The organism is Collinsella sp. AM17-1 (genome assembly GCF_003470665.1).
GTDB lineage: Bacteria > Actinomycetota > Coriobacteriia > Coriobacteriales > Coriobacteriaceae > Collinsella.
Window position 1 is genome coordinate 1 of sequence record NZ_QRJZ01000026.1, and the last position, 18,911, is coordinate 18,911.

Annotated in this window: 19 protein-coding genes; 10 read left to right on the forward strand and 9 right to left on the reverse strand. The window is 58.9% G+C overall.

The annotated features are described in order from the left end of the window. The first annotated feature begins 202 nt into the window (after window positions 1-202). The 5 genes from DW195_RS09595 to DW195_RS09615 all read left to right on the forward strand — a co-directional run bounded on the left by DW195_RS09595 (window position 203) and on the right by DW195_RS09615 (window position 4,525). Window positions 203-1,198: a glutamate ABC transporter substrate-binding protein gene (locus tag DW195_RS09595; RefSeq protein ID WP_118206563.1), complete on the forward strand. Its 996-nt coding sequence runs from the start codon at window positions 203-205 to the stop codon at window positions 1,196-1,198. Window positions 1,199-1,337: 139 nt separating this feature from the next. Beyond that, on the forward strand, window positions 1,338-1,997 hold the full coding sequence (locus tag DW195_RS09600; RefSeq protein WP_006234894.1) for an amino acid ABC transporter permease: 660 nt from the start codon (window positions 1,338-1,340) through the stop codon (window positions 1,995-1,997). Next, a complete protein-coding gene (locus tag DW195_RS09605) occupies window positions 1,994-2,827 on the forward strand; it encodes an amino acid ABC transporter permease (RefSeq protein ID WP_117840241.1) in 834 nt (277 codons plus the stop codon). The genes DW195_RS09600 and DW195_RS09605 overlap by 4 nt, the downstream gene beginning before the upstream one ends. Before the next feature lie 36 nt (window positions 2,828-2,863). Beyond that, window positions 2,864-3,628, forward strand: a complete 765-nt coding sequence (locus DW195_RS09610) for an amino acid ABC transporter ATP-binding protein (protein WP_117746439.1) — start codon at window positions 2,864-2,866, stop codon at window positions 3,626-3,628. 87 nt (window positions 3,629-3,715) lie between these two features. Further along, on the forward strand, window positions 3,716-4,525 hold the full coding sequence (locus DW195_RS09615; protein ID WP_118206564.1) for a gamma-glutamyl-gamma-aminobutyrate hydrolase family protein: 810 nt from the start codon (window positions 3,716-3,718) through the stop codon (window positions 4,523-4,525). Window positions 4,526-4,636: 111 nt separating this feature from the next. On the opposite strand, the gene DW195_RS09620 is transcribed toward DW195_RS09615, so the two are convergent. From DW195_RS09620 to DW195_RS09655, 8 genes are all read right to left on the reverse strand, one after another. Beyond that, complete coding sequence (locus DW195_RS09620; protein ID WP_147356508.1) at window positions 4,637-5,455, reverse strand: hypothetical protein; 819 nt, start codon at window positions 5,453-5,455, stop codon at window positions 4,637-4,639. Next, entirely contained in the window at window positions 5,439-6,263 is an 825-nt protein-coding gene (locus DW195_RS09625) for a hypothetical protein (RefSeq protein WP_118206566.1), read from the reverse strand. The genes DW195_RS09620 and DW195_RS09625 overlap by 17 nt, the downstream gene beginning before the upstream one ends. After that, on the reverse strand, window positions 6,260-7,021 hold the full coding sequence (locus DW195_RS09630) for an ABC transporter ATP-binding protein (protein ID WP_118206567.1): 762 nt from the start codon (window positions 7,019-7,021) through the stop codon (window positions 6,260-6,262). The genes DW195_RS09625 and DW195_RS09630 overlap by 4 nt, the downstream gene beginning before the upstream one ends. 143 nt (window positions 7,022-7,164) lie before the next feature. Further along, window positions 7,165-7,494, reverse strand: coding sequence for a helix-turn-helix transcriptional regulator (locus DW195_RS09635; protein ID WP_118206568.1), 330 nt, complete (start codon window positions 7,492-7,494; stop codon window positions 7,165-7,167). Window positions 7,495-7,502: 8 nt separating this feature from the next. Further along, window positions 7,503-8,042: a hypothetical protein gene (locus tag DW195_RS09640; protein ID WP_147356509.1), complete on the reverse strand. Its 540-nt coding sequence runs from the start codon at window positions 8,040-8,042 to the stop codon at window positions 7,503-7,505. 251 nt (window positions 8,043-8,293) lie between these two features. Next, entirely contained in the window at window positions 8,294-8,650 is a 357-nt protein-coding gene (locus DW195_RS09645; RefSeq protein WP_117584145.1) for an Hpt domain-containing protein, read from the reverse strand. Between the two features lie 24 nt (window positions 8,651-8,674). Further along, window positions 8,675-10,555 carry a diguanylate cyclase gene (locus DW195_RS09650; protein ID WP_118206570.1) on the reverse strand — a complete coding sequence of 627 codons (1,881 nt, stop codon included), beginning with the start codon at window positions 10,553-10,555 and terminating at the stop codon, window positions 8,675-8,677. A gap of 210 nt (window positions 10,556-10,765) precedes the next feature. Continuing rightward, window positions 10,766-11,563 carry an alpha/beta fold hydrolase gene (locus DW195_RS09655; protein ID WP_117563848.1) on the reverse strand — a complete coding sequence of 266 codons (798 nt, stop codon included), beginning with the start codon at window positions 11,561-11,563 and terminating at the stop codon, window positions 10,766-10,768. Window positions 11,564-11,788: 225 nt separating this feature from the next. On the opposite strand from DW195_RS09655, the gene DW195_RS09660 reads away from it, so the two are divergent. The 3 genes from DW195_RS09660 to DW195_RS09670 all read left to right on the forward strand — a co-directional run bounded on the left by DW195_RS09660 (window position 11,789) and on the right by DW195_RS09670 (window position 14,679). Then, a complete protein-coding gene (locus tag DW195_RS09660; protein ID WP_117775921.1) occupies window positions 11,789-12,565 on the forward strand; it encodes a radical SAM protein in 777 nt (258 codons plus the stop codon). 160 nt (window positions 12,566-12,725) lie between these two features. Then, entirely contained in the window at window positions 12,726-13,613 is an 888-nt protein-coding gene (gene map, locus DW195_RS09665) for a type I methionyl aminopeptidase (protein WP_118206571.1), read from the forward strand. 130 nt (window positions 13,614-13,743) lie between these two features. Next, on the forward strand, window positions 13,744-14,679 hold the full coding sequence (locus tag DW195_RS09670) for a D-2-hydroxyacid dehydrogenase (protein WP_118206572.1): 936 nt from the start codon (window positions 13,744-13,746) through the stop codon (window positions 14,677-14,679). Window positions 14,680-14,983: 304 nt separating this feature from the next. Here the strand turns inward: DW195_RS09670 and DW195_RS09675 are convergent, their stop codons facing one another. Continuing rightward, on the reverse strand, window positions 14,984-16,369 hold the full coding sequence (locus tag DW195_RS09675) for a M18 family aminopeptidase (RefSeq protein WP_233540857.1): 1,386 nt from the start codon (window positions 16,367-16,369) through the stop codon (window positions 14,984-14,986). Between the two features lie 161 nt (window positions 16,370-16,530). On the opposite strand from DW195_RS09675, the gene DW195_RS09680 reads away from it, so the two are divergent. Both DW195_RS09680 and DW195_RS09685 read left to right on the forward strand, forming a co-directional pair. Beyond that, complete coding sequence (locus DW195_RS09680; RefSeq protein ID WP_118206573.1) at window positions 16,531-17,616, forward strand: carcinine hydrolase/isopenicillin-N N-acyltransferase family protein; 1,086 nt, start codon at window positions 16,531-16,533, stop codon at window positions 17,614-17,616. A gap of 140 nt (window positions 17,617-17,756) precedes the next feature. Further along, window positions 17,757-18,836, forward strand: coding sequence for a 6-phosphofructokinase (locus DW195_RS09685; protein ID WP_118206574.1), 1,080 nt, complete (start codon window positions 17,757-17,759; stop codon window positions 18,834-18,836). The last annotated feature ends 75 nt before the right edge of the window (window positions 18,837-18,911 follow it).

The window sequence follows — 18,911 nt, forward strand, 5'->3', positions numbered from 1 at the left end:
GTCATGCGGACTCCAAACCGGACCTGATGGTCCAACTTTTTGTCCGCAGTCCCACCTGCCAAAATAAACCTGTCCCTTTTGGTAGGAAGAATTACCCATAAAGTAAGTATGTTTCTGAGTTATTTCGTGTTGACCCATTTGAGCGCGATAGGGTATAACTCTACTCAACCGCTAGGGATTTTATTGAGAAAGGTGTTCTACCATGAGCAAGAACCTCTCCCAGCAGGTCGTTCTCGACCGCCGCGGCTTCGTTGCCGCCACCTTCGCAACCGTCGCCGGCCTTGGTCTTGCCGGCTGCTCCGACACCAGCGCCGAGGCCGACAAGGGTTCCGCCGCCAGCTCCTCCAAGAGCTCCAATGATACCGAGGCTTCCACCACGCTCGACGCTAAGGCATTCGACAAGCTCGTCGACAACGGCCCCAAGGCCGATGACGATGCCATCGCCGCCAGCACTTGGGCGACGGCCGTCAAGGACGCCGGCGTCTTTAAGATCGGTGGCGTTCAGACCTCCACGCTCTTCTCCCTCCTCAACGAGAAAGACGGTCAGACCCGCGGCTTCGACGCCGGTATCGCGCAGCTCCTGTCCAACTACATTCTGGGCGAGAACAAGGTCGAGATCACCCAGGTGACCTCGGACACGCGCGAGTCCGTCCTGCAGAACGGCCAGGTCGACGCCGTCTTTGCCACCTACACCATCACCGACGAGCGCAAGAAGCTCGTCTCCTTTGCCGGTCCCTACTACTACACCCAGCAGGCCATCCTGGTGCTCGCCGACAACGACGACATCAAGAGCGTCGATGACCTGGCCGACAAGAACGTCGCCGTCCAGTCCGGCTCCAACGGCCCTGCCATCCTGGAGGAGTTCGCTCCCAAGGCCAGCCAGCAGGAGTTCAAGACCGACGAGGAGGCCCGTCAGGCACTCCAGCAGGGTCGCGTTGACGCCTATGTCATCGATAACAACATGCAGCAGAGCGCCCTGGTCCGCGAGCCCGGTAAGTACAAGATCGCCGGCAAGCCCTTCGGCAGCAAGGAGCCCTATGGCATCGGTCTGCCGCTCGATTCCGACGGCGTCGCCTTTGTCAACGACTTCCTTAAGAAGATCGAGGACGACGGCACCTGGACTGAGCTGTGGCAGATCTGCATCGGTGACCGTACGGGCGACACCAATGTTCCCGAGCTGCCCGAGATCGGCGCCTAAGCTCGCAAGCATGGCATCAGCCGCTGCGAAACCATATGGAAACGCACGAGGTGCTTTATTGCGATAAACTGTTTCCTCAATGAGTTGTCGGGGCTTCCGTACACGCGGGAGCCCCTTTCCTTATCGGCGGGAGGTCCGCATGAGTCTCTCCGAGCTCTGGTCGCTCTATGGCCAGAACTATATCGACGCGCTGCTAGCAACCTGGGGCATGACGCTTGAGTCGTTTGCCATCGCCATGGTGCTGGCCGTCGCCGTCACCGTGATGCGCGTGTCGCCGCTCAAGCCGCTGCGCGTCTTTGGCGACCTGTATGTCCAGGTCTTCCGTAACATCCCCGGCATCGCGCTGCTCATTATCGTCGTCTACGCGCTGCCGCCGCTCAAGGTTGTCCTGCCCTACCGCACCTGCGTTATCGTCGCCACGGTCCTTTTGGGCTCGGCCTTTGGCTCCGAAAACTTTATGAGCGGCATCAACACCGTCGGCGTCGGCCAGGTGGAAGCCGCCCGCTCGCTGGGCATGAGCTTTAACCGTATCCTCGCCAAAATCGTGATTCCGCAGGCACTGCGCTCAAGCGTGCTGCCCATGACCAATCTCTTTATCGCCGTCATGCTCACCACCGCGCTCGGCAGTCAGGTGCCGCTTAAACCGCAGGAGCTCACCGGCGTGGTGAGCTACATCAACACGCGCTCGCTCGGCGGCGTCGCCGCGTTCTTTATCTCGGCGCTCGGCTACCTGGGCACGGCCTTTGTAGTGAGCCACATTGGCAACTACATCGATAAGAAGGTGAGGATCCTCCGATGAGCAAGCATTCCTCCCCTGCACTTACCATGCGCGATGCGCTCTACGAGGCTCCCGGCCCCAAGATGCGCGCCAAGATTCGCATCGGCACCGCTATCTCACTCGTCGCCGTGGCCGCGCTCGTCGTCCTAGTGCTGCAGCGCTTTTATGTGACCGGTCAGCTTTCGGTTCACTATTGGTATTTCTTTACGCACCTCACCACCTGGAAGTTCCTGCTTGCCGGCTTTGAGGGCACCGTTAAAGTCGCACTCACCGCTGGCGCCATCGCGCTGGTGCTGGGCTTAGCCCTTATGCTCGGCCGTACCAGCGACATTAAGCCGCTGCAGCTGGTCTGCCGCGTGCTCACCGATTTCTTCCGCGGTGTGCCGAGCCTGCTGTTCATCTACTTCTTCTTTTTGGTGCTACCCCAGTACAAAATCGCACTGCCGTCGTTTTGGATGCTCACGCTTCCCGTCGCGCTCGCTGCCGCCGGTGTACTTGCCGAGATCTTCCGTGCCGGCGTCAACGCCGTGCCGCGCGGGCAGGTCGAGGCGGCCCAGGCACTCGGTCTCTCCAAGGCTAAAATCACCTTTAAAATCGTGTTGCCGCAGGCTATTCGGTTTATCATTCCGTCGTTGATTTCGCAGCTCGTGGTCGTCGTCAAAGACACCACCGTCGCCTACGTGGTGAGCTACCCCGACCTCATGCAAAACGCCCGCGTGCTCATTACCAACTACGACGCCCTCGTGTCGGTCTACCTGGTGATCGCGGTCATCTATATCCTCATCAACGTCGCGATCAACAAGGCCGCCGTCTACGTCTCGCACAAGACCGGCGCGACCATCATCCGCTAACGATTTACCATTTCGAGTCATAAGGAGCCGAGCACCATGGCACAGAGCACCTCTTCCACCGGCAATCAGCCGCTGATCGAGCTCAGACACGTCGATAAGCACTACGGCGATCTGCACGTCCTCAACGACATCAATCTCTCGGTCGACCGTGGCGAGGTCGTCGTCGTGATCGGCCCCTCGGGCTCGGGCAAGTCGACCATGTGCCGCACCATCAACCGCCTGGAAACCATCGACTCGGGCGAGATCCTCATCGAAGGCGAGCCCCTGCCGCAGGAAGGCAAGGATCTTGCCCGCATGCGCGCCGAGTTGGGCATGGTGTTCCAACAGTTCAACCTGTTCGCACATATGACGGTGCTGCAGAACGTCATGCTGGGACCGGTCGATGTGCTGGGCGTCTCCAAGGAGGAGGCTCGTGAGCGCGCCATGGATCTGTTGAGCCGCGTGGGCGTTGCCGAACAGGCCGATAAGGTGCCCGCACAGCTTTCGGGCGGCCAGCAGCAGCGCGTGGCCATCGCCCGTTCGCTCGCCATGCAGCCCAAGGCCATGCTCTTCGATGAGCCCACGAGCGCCCTTGACCCCGAGATGATCAACGAGGTGCTCGAGGTCATGGTGCGCTTGGCGCAGCAGGGCATGACGATGATCGTCATTACGCACGAGATGAACTTCGCCCGCCGCGTGGCTGATCGCGTCGTCTTTATGGCCGACGGCCAGATCGTAGAGACCGGCACGCCCGACGAGTTCTTCGACCATCCCCAGACCAAGCGCGCCCAAGACTTCCTCAACTCCATCAAGGGCCACTAACCAGCCATCCCGTGGGACAAATCCATCGGAAGTGTTGTCCCACGTCTTTCATGCGCCCTGTCACCTTCAGATTCGAAAGCCACACCCATGATCGGAACACACACCTCATCGTCCTACACTCCGCACGTCGACGTCGATCCCGCCGACCGCCCGCTCATCCTGGTCGCACCACGCTGGGAAGAGGCAAAGCCGTTTTTAAGCGAGACGCTCTCCCCCAACGAGGAAATCGCAAGTGTCTTTGTCGATGCCATCCTTGCCGCCGGCGGCCTGCCGCTGCAGATGTCCATCACCGAGGACATTGAGGTCATCCGTCATTACGTCGATATCGCCGACGGCATCGCCATTCCCGGCGGCCCCGATGTCAATCCCAAACGTTGGGGCGATGATCGACCCTACGACCCCACCCTCTGCTGCGAGATCCGCGATAGCTTTGAGTTTAAGCTGGTCGGCGAGGTGCTCCGCGCCAAAAAGCCGCTCTTTACCACCTGCCGTGGCACGCAGTTGCTCAACGTCGCCACTGGCGGCACCCTGTGCATGGACGTGCCGAGCCTGGGCGCTCGCGAGGGCCGCACACAGTGGCGCCATACCCACGTGCTCAACGACCCCGTGCATCCCGTCGAGGTCGTGCCGGGCTCGCTGCTCGACCGCGCGGTTGGCGGACACAGGCTGATCCAAACCAACTCCGCACACCACTGCTGCGTCGATCGTCTGGGTAAGAGCACGCGTTTGGTCGCCAAGGCAACCGACGGCGTTCCCGAGTGCATCGAAGTCGAAGGCCAGCCATTCTGCCTGGGCGTGCAATGGCACCCTGAGTACACGTGGAAGACGCTCGAAACCGACTTTAACCTGTGGAAGTCGTTTGTCGAAGCAGCGGCCAAGGTAAAGCAGGCCCGCTAGCTCGCGAACCACTCAGGTTAAAGCCTCCTAAGCCGGGGGGGAGCGGACACCAGCCACGGTGCCCGCCCCCCTGTATTTGATATGCTCGGTATGATTATCCCTCACAAACAATCAGAGAAATCTCGACCGCAATCGGTCGACAGTAAAGCAAATGGTAAAAACGCTTGCTACGTTTATGAGGCAGTCAATTAAAATCGAGATACATTGACCATTCCCCAACGGGGTCACGCCGCAAATCCACATGAGCATCGAGGCTGGAAGCGGAAGCATGGAATTGGCCCCGACCTGTATGTAGATCGCTACGACGTTGACAAGCAACAGCATGCCAATCGGACCGAAGCCGGACCCAAAATAGGAAACAACGATTACGCAAGAAACCACGCATGCAAGGCAGGCAGCGGCAGCAAGAACAAGTCGATAGCAAAATACATGCAGGTTGAAATACTGCTGAGCATCCGAAACGATTGCGCAGTTAAGACAGTACAAAATGACACTCGACAGGACAAACGCGCCCAAAAGGGCAAAAGAAGATAGCACCACTCGCGCAACGATAGCGCACACACGCTTCCCTCCCCGAGCCTCCGACAACCCCCACGGTTCCTCGACAAAGCCCGAACTGACAAAGCGCGGCACAATGCAAGCCGCGATGAACGGAAAGAACAATGCATGGGCCAACGGGGCTACGTTGAACAGCAGACCGCGAAAAACCTCTGCATTGCCAAATAGAAGGACATCCTCCGCCGATAGCCGAAGCGTCGGGTCTGGGAAAAAACCCAAGAAACTGTTCTCACGGAGGCTACAGAACCACATCGGGAAAGAATTAAGCTGCAATATCACCATGCATGCATAAATTACCGGGATTAAGGCGTACGTCCATTTGCTCACGTGCTTCAATTCTGAATGGAGGAATCTTTTAATCTGACAAGCCATTGAGCACACCCCCAGCGCGAAAGCTCACGAGAGCGTAAATCAATACCGATAGACAGCTGACCGCCACGCCATAGCCCAGAAGCGTCATCTGCCCCATATCGCTATACCCAAGGGCACATCCGACTCCAAGGTATGGCCCCGGAAGGAAGAAGATCCATCGCAAGGACGGTATAGGCGTCTGAAGGAAGGTTCCGTAGAGCGTCAAGCTCATGACAAATCCAATAATTATCGCAGCCCCGCTCAATACAGCGCTGCCTGTAATCCGATAGATGGTCATCGTCTCCAACGCAACCGATATCACCAATACGGCGTTGACTATCATTGCAGGCAAAAATACAGTCAGCATGTCGTGCGAGTAGTTATGCCCTCCACGTATTATGGCTATTGCAAAAAGAAGAAGGCAGAGCGCACTATATGCTGCGCTGATTATTAAAGCAGACGAAAGTACATGTGCCAGAGCCCCGTTAAAGCGGGCAAGACCTCTTGCTGAAGAAATTCGGTATCCCTCTTCATAGCCGCGCTCCTGTAAAATCACCAGGCAAACGATGAGCGGTACGAACAGAGACGTACCGGCAAAAGCGCTGCGCACAAGGGACTCATCGGGTGCAGAAGGATCGATTACATTCCAGCAGAAGCCAATATCCTCCCCAAAAACGCTATTGCCAAAGGCGAGCAACGTTGTTCCGTTTTTTAGAAAGATGCCGAAGAGAAGGCCGAACGCCAGCATAAGCGCAAGACCAAACTTCGCCGGAAATATCCTGTACAAACGCATCATATCTGCTTTTATGGGATGGATCGCCCGCTTCATAGCGAGACCGCCTTCATCAAGCGCCTGTAATGCTCTTTTAAGGACGACGCCTCATCCCTTATGACGTCCATCGATTCCTTTTTTAGCAGTTCGCCGTCATGAATAAACAGACAGCTTGTTGCAACCGATGCCAACTCATCCAAATCATGACTAGAGATGAGCATGGTCTTACCCTGCTCTCGATTCAATCGACCGATAAGGGCCCATATACTCTCGATGCCCAACGGATCCAATCCATTTGCCGGCTCATCGAAAATTAGTACGTCGGTGTCGCCCAATAAAGCCGTAGCTATATCCAGTCGCCGTTTCATTCCCAAAGAAAAACTGCTCACGCTCTTTTTCTCTTCGACGTCCAGCCCGACTAGGCTCAAAACGCGAGGAACCTCACGTTTCGCATCAAGCCCCCATTCCGCACATCGGATTTGGAGATTCTCAACCGCACTGAGGGATTGGTATGCTCCGCTGGAATCTGGCACATAGCCGACACGCGTCCGCATCAGGCCAAGCTCTCTTTTCGATTTGCCTCCAAAGAGCTCCACGCTCCCCGACGATGGCTCACAGAGGCCCAGCACTATTTTAATAAGCGTGCTTTTGCCCGACCCGTTTGCACCAACAAGGGCGCAAAGCTCAGACTGATCCACCTCGAAGGAAACGTCATGCAACACACGCCGTTTTCCATAGCGCCTTGACACCTTTGATAACTTTATCGCTGATGCGTTCATTGGCCTCCCGTTCCGCTTGATAGCAAAACCGCTCATATCGTTCCTTCTTCTCTTTATCGTCTTCCATTGTTGTTATTGTTTTTCGATAACTCATATTTGTCAAGATAATCTAAAGAAAGAACCCGTGTTAGACACGGGTCCCTTCACGCTGATATTTCGTTTTAGTTGTTCGCCTTAAGTTACTCGTCACTCAAATCGACAGCAAAGACTGATGTCGGAAGCGACGTCTCATTGCCTCCGCCGTCCCGCATCTGCCTCACGACATTTTTTGCGCGCTCGACAATAAGCTCCTCAAGCTCCTTCTCGCTCACGCGCTGAATAATATCTCCCGGTTGACAATCAAGCTCATCACAGATATCAAGAAGCGTCTTTAGGCGAATAGCTTTTATCTTTCCGTTTCTAAGCTTTGAAATATTAGCCGGAGTATGCCCCGTCGCCCGAATCAGATCAGCGCTGGTCTTTCCGGTCTTAAGCAGCTGCGTCTCAAGCTCGATGATGAGATAGCTCATGTTTCCTCCTACACAAGCTCGTCAGACTGCTCTTGGAGCAGCGAGGCATAACTCCAGATCGCCGAGATAAACAAACAGACAACTGCGCCGATAAACGACCCCGTATCAAAGGTAGCGCCTTGGCAAATCTCAATAACGAAGGAATGAGGCACGATGTAAAGCTCCAGTCCGCCAATGGCGAGATTGACCGATCCATAGGCACCAACAAGCGAAACCGCGGCGTTAACAGCAAAGGCCAGCGCGAGCACACGGATAAGCCGCACATGCGTCTTGGTAAAGGGCGAGACGCCTCGCGAGATGTTACGGCTGATCCCGCACAGAACGACAAGCGAAATACCCATAACAAGCGCCATGCACAGTCCGCTTGGGATAACGATGCACCCGCCATCGAGAAGCGTCACGACACCGAAAGAATCGACAGAAGCAACGTTTGCAACCGCATACCAGATCACGTAAACAACCAACGCGGCAAAAGCGACGAGCATCCCTGCAAAAACGGCTGCCATGCAAAAACCGAGCTTCCTGATATTTTCGCCCGCCTTGGCCATACGCTGAACGCTGTTGGACATACACTCACCCTCATCGACTCTATCGTTATTCGAACAGTTTATCGAACAACGATATGGATTGCATGCGGAAAGCCCCGACAGTGTGCATAGGCAATTCACTAATCAGAAGAGGTGAGCGTGGATTTTTGGACACGTATCGAACGAGCGTGGATAATCTCCCACTTTGAGGCCGCCACCGGGCCTAAAACGGGAGATTATCCACGCTCATAGTCATCAAGGCTCACAGCCTCTTACTCGGCCGCCTCGCGCAGAGCCGACATCGTAGCCGCATATTGCTGCTGCAACGCATGCATCCCCTCGCGGGCGCCGTCAACGGCATCAGCGCCGCGCAGCGCTTCGGTTACCACGACCGCCGGCTCGTACAGATTATCGAATCCCAGGTTCTGGCTCACGCCCTTGAGCGTGTGCGCTGCCATAAACGCACTCTCGGCGTCTCCTGCCGCCATGGCAGCCTCCAGCTTGTCCATGCTCTCGTCATCCAAAAACTTGAGGGCAAAGCGGGCAAGCATTTCCCCGCCCATCAGCCGAGCGCACGCGTCGTCATAATTAGCGCCGATCTTCTCATACGCCTCACGCATGGAAATCATGGATTAAAAACTCCTTTGGTCAAACTAAATCGTGGGAAACGCGACGACGTCGGCGGGGCGTGCCAACGTCTCGGCAATTTGGTCTTGCACCTCGAGCAGGCAATCGAGCAGCAGCGGGTTAAAGGTGCCGCACTTACCGTCCAGGATCATCTGGATCGCCTCCTCGTGCGGGATAGCGTCCTTGTACACGCGCACGCTCGTCAGTGCATCGTACACGTCAGCCACCGAAACCACCTGCGCGGCGATGGGAATTTCGTCGCCCTTAAGGCCATCGGGATAACCCTTGCCGTCCCAGCGCTCGTGATGCCAACGCGCAATCTGGTACGCATATTCCATAAGCGCATTGCCGGCGTGATGGCTGCCCAGCTCGAGCAGCATGTTGGCGCCAATCGTGGTATGCGTCTTCATAATCTCGAATTCCTCGGGCGTGAGGCGCCCGGGCTTGTTGAGGATCGCATCGTCAATCGACATCTTGCCGATATCGTGCAGCGCCGAAGCCAGGGCGATCGTGGAGCGTTCCTCATTGTCGAGGGAGATCGTGCCGCTACGCTGGACCAGATAGCCAAGCAGCAGCTCGGTCAGCTTTTCGATGTTCGTAACGTGCCTACCGCTCTCGCCGTTGCGAAGCTCCATGACGCCGGCCATGATGTCGATGAGCATGCGACTGTTCTTGACGCGCTCGTTGTACTGTTGGGACAGCAGGTTCGTCAGGCGGCGCTGTTTGGCGTACAGGCGGATGGTGTTGCTTACGCGGCGGCGCACGACACGGGAGTCAAACGGGCGGTTGATATAGTCTGAGGCGCCCAGCTCGTACGCGCGCAGAACCGCATCATCGGAATCTTCGCTCGAAATCATGATGACAGGCAGATTATCGATACCCGATCGGCGCGACAGATCGGCCAGCACCTCAAAGCCGCTTATGCCCGGCATCACAATGTCCAGCAGCACGAGCGACAACTCATCGCCATAGCGGTCGACCATGTCGAGCGCCGCACGACCGTTATCGGCCTCGAGGATGCAATGCTCGTCCTTGAGCATCTCGCTGAGAATGGCTCGGTTCATCTCGGAGTCATCGGCGATAAGCACCAAAGGCTTTTCGCTTTGGAAGGCCTCGATGGAATCGGCATCGGTCACGACCGTACCGGCTTTTGCCTTAGCGCGGCTCAGTAACTGAGCAGCGCGGCCAACGCCCTCATCGACCGTCTCGCCATGAATGCGAACGCCACCAACACATGCCGTCAAGCTCACGTACTCATGGCCCGGAATAATCGTGGAATGAACGGCATCGGACACCTGATGCAGGCGACGGGTGAAGTCATCGGAGGGAATATTGGGCATGACAACCACAAACTTGTCGCAGCCATAGCGCACAAGCTCGTCAGTCGAACGGATTCCGCTGCGTATGGCTGTCGCCACAGCACCGAGCGCAAGGTCGCCGGCATGACGGCCACACGTATCGTTGAAGGCCCTAAAATCATCAACGTCGATCATCGCAACGCCGGCATTCATGCGGGCGCTGCGAAGCTTTTCCTCGTAATATCGGCGATTGCGCACGCTCGTCAGCACGTCGGTGTAGACAAGGTCCTCTTCCGCGGCCTCTTGCTCATCAATCGGACGCACCATCAGCAAGACGTGAGGCTCGCCCTCGACCTTCAGAGGGCGTAGACGGGCGCGGTACTCAGTGCCATCATTGAGCAGTTGCTCCGACACCTCATCGGAGTCTGCCAAAGCCTCAAGACTCGACTGACGCAGACAAGGGCAGCGATCGCCGGCGAGCAAGCAGTTAGGCTCACTCTTAATCTGATCGGCCGACAGTAAACGCACCACGGGGTAGGTCTTCGCGACGCGGGCGACCTCGACGGCAGCCTCCTCGTCGGTTAGATTGACCTCGTGAGTATTGAGCATATGGGGCCCTTTCGATAGTTTCGCATGGAGCGGTGGGTTCCAAATGTTACAAGGGTAACACCTTGTCGATGCAGGTAAGTACGTGAATGCTGCCACATTCTTATGAGTTGGCAGACGGCGCGATTGAAGCCGCAGACGCGAGGTTTTGAGCACGTTTGTTAATACGGCCGAAACGTTTGCGGATGAAGCCTGCTTTGGCTATTGCGGATGCTAGAGCCCCAGGATGCCACGGACAGCCCGGGCAGCCGCTGCCGGGCGATCGCGCAGACCGTTATGCGCGCCCGGGATCGTCACGAGAGGGCAATCGAGATATTCGGCAGCCGCTCGCGTGCCAGCCTCGCGGGGCGTGCCAATCGAGAGCTCGCCTAGGAGCACGGCGGCCACCGTTTTCGACGCGCGAACGCTATCCCAATCGGGAACGCAGGTCATAGTAATCCCGTATTCGTTTGCCATGAAACTGCGGCCGTTGCGCAGGGCATGCTTGGCTTCTGCCTCGGTCGTTCCAGGAGCCTCGGGGTCCAAGTCGCCGAGGGCTCCCAAGAAAAGCCGGAGCGCCCTTGAAACCTTTCCAGCCGCAATCATATCGAGCAAAACCGGAGCTGCGCCCATGCCGACGCCTTCGGCCGACACAGCCGGCTCATGCAGAATCGCACGGGCGACGAGATGGGGTTCAGTGCGAAGAAGCTCCAGCGCCACCAACGTACCGGCGCTGTGCGCAAGCACATTTGTCGGAGCGCCAACGTGTTCGATCACGGCCTGCAGGTCGGCGGCCTGAGCGGCAAGATCATAGCTGCCGTCTGCCGCTTCGCTGCTGCCACCACAGCCGCGGCGGTCGTAGGCAATTACGCGGTAGTTGCGGCTGAGCTCACAAGCGATGCCGTCGAAAAATGTGCCGTCAACACAAGCGCCGTGCACGCACACCAAGGCAGGAGTATCAGGCGACACATCCGGGCCGGCATATTCGCGACAGGCAATCGTGGTGCCCGCATTCTCGACCGTAAAATCCATGTTGTGCCCCCATCATCAATGCCCATCCAATTGCACGTCAGTACGGCTGAATGGTCCCGCATTGCCTTACGACTTGTTAACAGATTAACTGTACCCGACCCGAGGCTTTTCATGGCACGGCATCATGAGCGACGTGAAAAAACGAAACTTGTAAAGCAAGAGCCCACACCTTGCTTTGGAGCCGATGCTATGCTTAGGCACAATTGTCTTGAGGAGCATATGCCTATGTCTACGTTTTTGAATGCCAGCCCCATCTTTGGGCCCGTTCGCAGCCGTCGCCTTGGCCTCTCGCTCGGCGTCAACATGATGCCGGCCAGCGGCAAAATCTGCACGTTCGACTGCATTTACTGCGAAAACGGCCTCAACGCCGAGCGCCCCTGTCATGAGCCGTACAACACGGCTGCCGTGGTACTCGACGCGCTCGAGGCAAAGCTGCGCGAGATGGCAGCCGAGGGCGAGCTCCCCGATGTGATCACCTTCGCAGGCAACGGCGAGCCCACCGCCGCACCGGAGTTTCCGCAGGCCATCGCCGGCGCCGTCGCGCTGCGCGACGAGCTTGCCCCAAACTCCAAGATCGCCGTGCTCTCCAACGGCACGCGCGCCGACCGCCCCGAAGTGCACGACGCGCTCATGATGGTCGACGACAACATCCTCAAGCTCGATATCGTCGACCCGGCGTTTATCCAGCTGCTCGACCAGCCCGTTGGCGCCTACGACGTCGAGCACCAGATCGAGACGTTCGCAAGCTTTGACGGTCACGTTATTATCCAGACGATCTTTTTGACCGGCGAGTATCAGGGCAAGCCCATCGACAACACCGGCGAGGAGTACGTTGCCCCCTGGCTCGCGGCGCTTGAGCGCATTCGCCCACAAGAAGCGACCATCTACACGGTGGCGCGCGAGACGCCGGTCGCTGGCCTTGCCAAGGCAGCGCCCGAGGTGCTCGACGCCATTGCCGCGCGCGTGCGCGCCCTCGGCATCCCCTGCCAGGTGAGCTACTAGCAAAACCACGCAGCAGCTAGTGCCCGCCACCCCGCTCCATCAGTTGCGGTGATATAGTTCCTATTTGTGCTGTTAAACCGCTTAAATCAGAACTATATCACCGCAACTTTTATGGACGCGTGGGTGGGCTATACTAGCTGCGAATGAAAGGAAGTTAGCCATGTTTGACAATGGACCCGTGCCTGGCCGCAACGACGCTTGCTGGTGCGGCAGCGGCAAAAAATATAAGAAATGTCATAACGCCTTCGACGAGCGCCTCGAGCGCCTGTGGGAAGAGGGCTGGGAGGTTCTGCCCCGCACGCTCTACAAGACGCCCGCCGATATCGAGGGCATCAAGCGCTCGGCCGCCATCAACGTGGGCGTGCTCGATTACGTAGGCGAGCATATCGCCGCGGGCATGACCACCAACCAGATCGACCAGATGATCTACGACTACACCGTCGAGCACGGCGGCACGCCGGCCGACCTCAACTACGAGGGCTACCCCAAGAGCGTATGCACCTCGATCAATGATGTGGTCTGCCACGGCATCCCCTGCGATACGGACGTGCTGCACGAGGGCGACATCATCAATGTGGACTGCTCCACGATTTTGGACGGCTACTTTAGCGACTCGAGCCGCATGTTCTGCATCGGCGAAGTCTCGGCCGAGCGCCAGCGCCTGGTCGAAGTCACCCGTGCCAGCGTGGAGGCGGGTCTGGCGGCCGTCAAGCCATGGCTGCCGCTGTCCGTTATGGCCGAGGCCGTGCAAAAGACGGTCGAGGACGCCGGTTTTAGCGTGGTGCGCGAGTACGGCGGACACGGCATTGGCAAGGAGTTCCACGAGGACCCGTTTGTAGGCTTTACCACCGAGGCGCCCGATGTGGACACCATCATGGCTCCGGGCATGGTCTTTACCATCGAGCCCATGGTCAATGCCGGAGCGCCCGACATCAAGATTAGCAAGGGCGACGGCTGGTGCGTGCGCACCAAGGACGGCAGCGATTCGGCCCAGTGCGAGGTACAGCTCGTGGTGACCGAGAACGGTTACGAGCTGCTCAGCTGGTAGCCGTGGATGCGCCGGATGCTGACGGGCACGCCCGTCTTGCATCCGGCGTTTTTGTTTGAACGTTTGCCTGATAAAACCTGCCAAAATAAACCTGTCCCTTTTTTGGCAGGTTGAGCGGAGAGGACTGCCTGTGAACATCCTGGTTTTGCTGCCCGTCAACGACCGTCATCGCGCAATTCTTGAGGCGAGCGCTCCGGGCGAGGACTTTATCTACACGAGCGCCGACGCCGCCACGCGCAAGCAGGTCGCCGATGCCGACGTGATCCTGGGCAACATCGACCCTGACATGCTCACGGCATGCGAGCATCTCCAGCTGTTGCAATTGCAGACCGCCGGCTATGACGACTACCTTGCCGCCGGCACCGTGCCAGCCGGCGCCAAACTGTCTTGCTCGGTGGGCGCCTACGGCCAGGCCGTGAGCGAGCACATGTTTGCCATGGTCCTTTCCATGATGAAGCGCCTGCCCGGCTATCACGACTTGCAGCGCGAGCATCGCTGGGAGGATTTGGGGCCGGTTACCTCGCTCAAAAATGCCAACGTGCTGGTGCTGGGCGCGGGCGATATCGGCGGCCACTTTGCCACGCTCTGCCGCAGCATGGGCGCACACGTCCGCGGCATCAAGCGTCATCCGCTCGTCTACCCCATTGTGTTTGAGGACATGGACGGCATGGATGCCCTGCCCGAGCGCCTGGCCGAGGCAGACGTCGTCGCATCCTTTATGCCCAGCACACCCGAGACCCGCGGCCTGGCGAACGCCGAGTTCTTCGCCGCGATGAAGCCGGGCGCCTTCTTTGCCAACGGCGGCCGCGGCGATCTTGTGGTTGCCGACGACCTAGTTGCCGCCCTGGAATCAGGACATCTCGCCGGCGCCGCGGTCGACGTCACCGACCCCGAGCCGCTGCCCGAGACAAGCCCGTTGTGGGATGCGCCCAACATGCTCATCACGCCGCACGTCTCCGGCTGGTTCCACCTGGCCGCCACCCTCAACAACGTCGTCGACATCGCCGCGGAGAATCTGCGTCACCTGCAAGCCGGCGAGACCCTGCGTTGCTGGATCGAGCACTAATTTGTTCCGGCGTTTTGCCAAACGCCGGAACCCCTCGACGCTGCGCCCTTAGGTTCCGCCGTTCTAACGAACGGCGGACCGGTCGACGCTGCGCGCCGCCCAGAGCGACAATTTGTCATTCAAAAGGCAAGGCATGACCAGAAGGTCTATGCCTTGCCTTTTTCATGCCAACTTGTTCGCTCTGGACATCGCTCGCTGACGCTTGCTCAACCTGCGGTGTCTTAACAATTCTGTCCAGCTGTTGGTGTTGCGGCATTTGCCCGGATAAAACCTGCCAAAATTAACATCCCTTTTTTGGCAGGTTTTAGAGTTCCACGCTTTCGGCTCCGTTGATGGTTAGGTCACGCTCGTAGAAGGCGGTGAGGGCGCGGATGGCGTACATCACGTCGCGTACGCCGCCGGTCTCGTAGCTCGAGTGCATGGCAAGCTGCGGCAGGCCCACGTCTACGGCATGCATGCTCGCCTGCATGTTGGACAGGTTGCCGAGCGTGGAGCCACCCGCCATATCGCTCTTGTTGGCGAAGGCCTGCGTGGGTACGTCGGCGTCATCGCAGATGGCTTGGAACACCGCGCGGCTAAAGGCATCGGTGCAGTAGTGCTGGTTGGCGGCTTCCTTGATGACGATGCCGCCGTTGAGCACCACCTGATTGCGGGCATCGCACTTCTCGGCGTGGTTAGGGTGCACGGCATGTGCATTGTCGCAGCTTACAAGCATCGAGGCGGCAAGTGCGCGATGGTACGACTCGTCGTCAAAGCCCAGCGATCCGTTAATGCGGCGCAGCGCGTCGGCCAAGAACGTCGACATGGCGCCCTGCTTGGTCTCGGAGCCAACCTCCTCGTTATCGAAGCAGCAGAAGACGGAAACGTCGCGCGCGTTCTCGGCACCCAAAAATGCCTGTAGCGAGGTGTAGGCGCAGGCCAGGTCGTCAAGCTTGGGCGTCGAGATAAACTCGTCGGCCCAGCCCCAAATGCGCGCATCCTGACGATTGACCAGGAACAAATCGCGGCCCAGAATCTGCTCGGGCTCAACATCCAGCTCGTCGGCGATCAGGGTGTCAAAGTCGCCCTGCTTAAGGTCACCAGCGCTGATGAGCGGGCACAGGTCGACAGCTCGGTTGGGAGCAAAGCCCTCGTTGACGCCACGATTCATGTGGATGGCAAGACTCGGGATGATGGCGACTTCGCGCTCGGTAGCGAGCAGGCGACTCTCAATGCGGTCGCCCTCGCGCACCAGCACGCGGCCCGCGAGAGCCAGCGGACGGTCGAACCAGGTGTAGTCGATCATGCCGCCGTAGGCCTCGGTGTTCAGGCGCAGTGTCTCGCCCGCGCCGTCGAGCTCGGGCACGGCCTTAACCTTAAACGTCGGCGAATCGCTGTGCGACGCCGTGAGCTGAAAATGATAGTCACCGGCAACGCCGTCCTCGCCCCACGTCGCGGCCAGGTCCTCGCCCACCTTAAAGGCAACAACGCTCGAGGTGTTGCGTTGCGTGTAATAACGCCCGCCCGGCTCGATGTCCCACGCCGCGTTCTCGGGCAGGTAGGTAAAGCCCGCCTCGTCGAGCTCGGCCATAATAGTCGCCGCCGTATGGAACATGCTGGGGCATGCCTCGATAAAGTCGATAAGGTCGTTGGCGGCCTCGATATCGTCGGCCGTCACATGCGCGCGCTCGGGCGTTTCCTGATCCGTCATGCTCTCCCCTTTCGCTGGGTTGATGGTCCCCTCCAGCATACCCCGCCGCGCCAGTGCCGTGCCTTTCATTCCATGTTTAATCCCGCGCCGCTCGCCAAGTTGAGCCATCATGCCCGCACTCCTTTTGCGACAATTACGCTAACAGGACGAAAGGAGCCGTCATGAAGTCACGTAACATTGCCATCGCCTGCGGTGTCGCGGGAGTCGCCGTCGGCCTTGCTGCTGCCACCGGTATCGTTTATCACAAGCAAATCAAGTCCGCCGCGTCGCTCAAACGCTTGACCAGCTACGCGGATGGCTATGACCTGTACGCAATCGACATCGCTTACGACTACGACCTCGACCGCATCATCGCCGCTGGCGTGCGCGACGACCAGGCCTACATCGATGCCGTGGTGGCGCAGGTGCTGCCCGGCGTGCCGGCACATGTCCAGGCGCCCCAGTTTGCCTGCAGCGCTTTTGTCGCCGTAGATGCCGAAGGCCGCGTGCGCACCGGTCGCAATTACGACTTTAAGGACGACACCTCGGCGCTGCTGGTGCGCAATCACCCACGCGGCGGCTATGCCTCCATCGGGTTTGCCGCCCTTAACAACCTGGGCGATAACACTCCGCTTGACTCCGTCGCCGGACGCGCTGCGGCGTTGATGGGCCCGTTTGCCCAGCTCGACGGCATCAACGAATGTGGCGTGTCCATTGCCGTGCTCACCCTGGATTCCAAACCCTGTGACCAGGACACGCAGCGCCCCGTCATCAACACTTCGCTCGCCATCCGCCTGGTGCTCGACCGCGCGACTACCACGCAGGAGGCCGTCGACCTGCTTTCTGCCTATGACATGCACGCCATGGCCGGACGCGATTATCACTTCTTTATCAACGACGCCGCCGGTGACGCGCGGGTGGTGGAGTGGGACCCGCGCGACCCCGACCGCGCTTTCAAAGTGACTCCTGTACGCCAGGTTACGAACTTCTACGCCTGCTATGGCGACGAAGTGCTGCCCAATCAAAAGAATGGCGAGCTGGGCCATGGCAAGGAGCGCGCCGTCGCAATCGCCGCTGTCCTCGATGCCCGTGCCGGCGCCCAAGACGAGGCAGTCGCTTGGAAGGCCCTACGCGCTGCGGCGCAAGAGCCCAATCCGGAAGACATCACCAGCAATACGCAATGGTCGGTCGTCTTTGACAACACCGAGCCCGCTGCCGCCATCACGCTGCGCCGCCATTGGGGCGACGTCGACGCCTTCGCGTTGTAAGGAGCCAGGCCCGTCGTCCTTACGCTCGCCTGACGCTGCTTACATTTCTATACATTTGAGCTAACACGTTTTACCCCTGTATCAACAGTGTGCGGGGGTAAACTTATGCGCATGTTATAACTTGCCCGGAAGGATTCATCATGCTCAGGATCGGTCTTCTTACCAGTGGCGGCGACTGCCAGGCGCTCAACGCCACCATGCGCGGCATCGTCAAAACACTCATGACCAATAGCGAAGAGCCTATCGAGATCTACGGTTTTGAGGACGGCTACCAGGGCCTTATCTACAGCAGGTTCCGCGTCATGACGCCCGCCGATTTTAGCGGTATCCTCACCCGCGGCGGCACCATCCTGGGCACGAGCCGTACGCCGTTCAAGCGCCTGGATACTCCCGAGGCCGACGGCGTCGAGAAGGTGCCCGCGATGGTCCACACCTATCGCAAGTTGCAGCTCGACTGCCTGTTTATGCTGGGCGGCAACGGCTCCACCAAGACCGCCAACCGCCTGCGCGAAGAGGGCCTCAACGTTATCGCCCTGCCCAAGACCATCGACAACGACACCTGGGGCACCGAGTTGACGTTTGGCTTTACGAGCGCCATCGACGTCGCCACCAAGTGCATCGACGACATCCACACTACCGCTTCGAGCCACGGCCGCGTGTTTGTCATCGAGATCATGGGCCACAAGGTCGGCTGGATTCCGCTGTATGCCGGCGTCGCGGGCGGCGCGGACGTCATCCTGATTCCCGAGATCCCCTACGACATGGATAACGTCATCAAGACCATTGAGCATCGCATGGAGACCGGCAGCCGCTTTACCATTGTGGCCGTCGCCGAGGGTGCCATCTCCAAGGAGGACGCGGCGCTGTCCAAGAAGGAGTACAAGAAGAAGCTCGCCGAGCGCACGAGCCCGTCGATCGTCTACGACATCGCCAAGGAGATCGAAGCCAAAACTGGTCGCGAGACCCGCGTCGCCATCCCCGGCCACACGCAGCGCGGCGGTCAGCCCGACGCTCAGGACCGCATCTTTGCGACCCAGTGCGGTGTCGAGGCGGCGCTCGGCTGCCTGCGCGGCGAGTTTGGCTACATGATTGCCCTGCGCGACGGCAAGATGTGCCATATGCCGCTCGAGGATGTCGCCGGCAAGCTCAAGTACGTCGATCCCCAGAGCGATCTGGTGCGCGAGGCCAAGGCGTTGGGCATCAGCTTCGGCGACGAATAGCCTCGGCTGGAACCGCTCTCATCGGAGGCCCCAGGGCTTACCTCCCAAATCGTCCTCGGACATGTCAGGACCCCG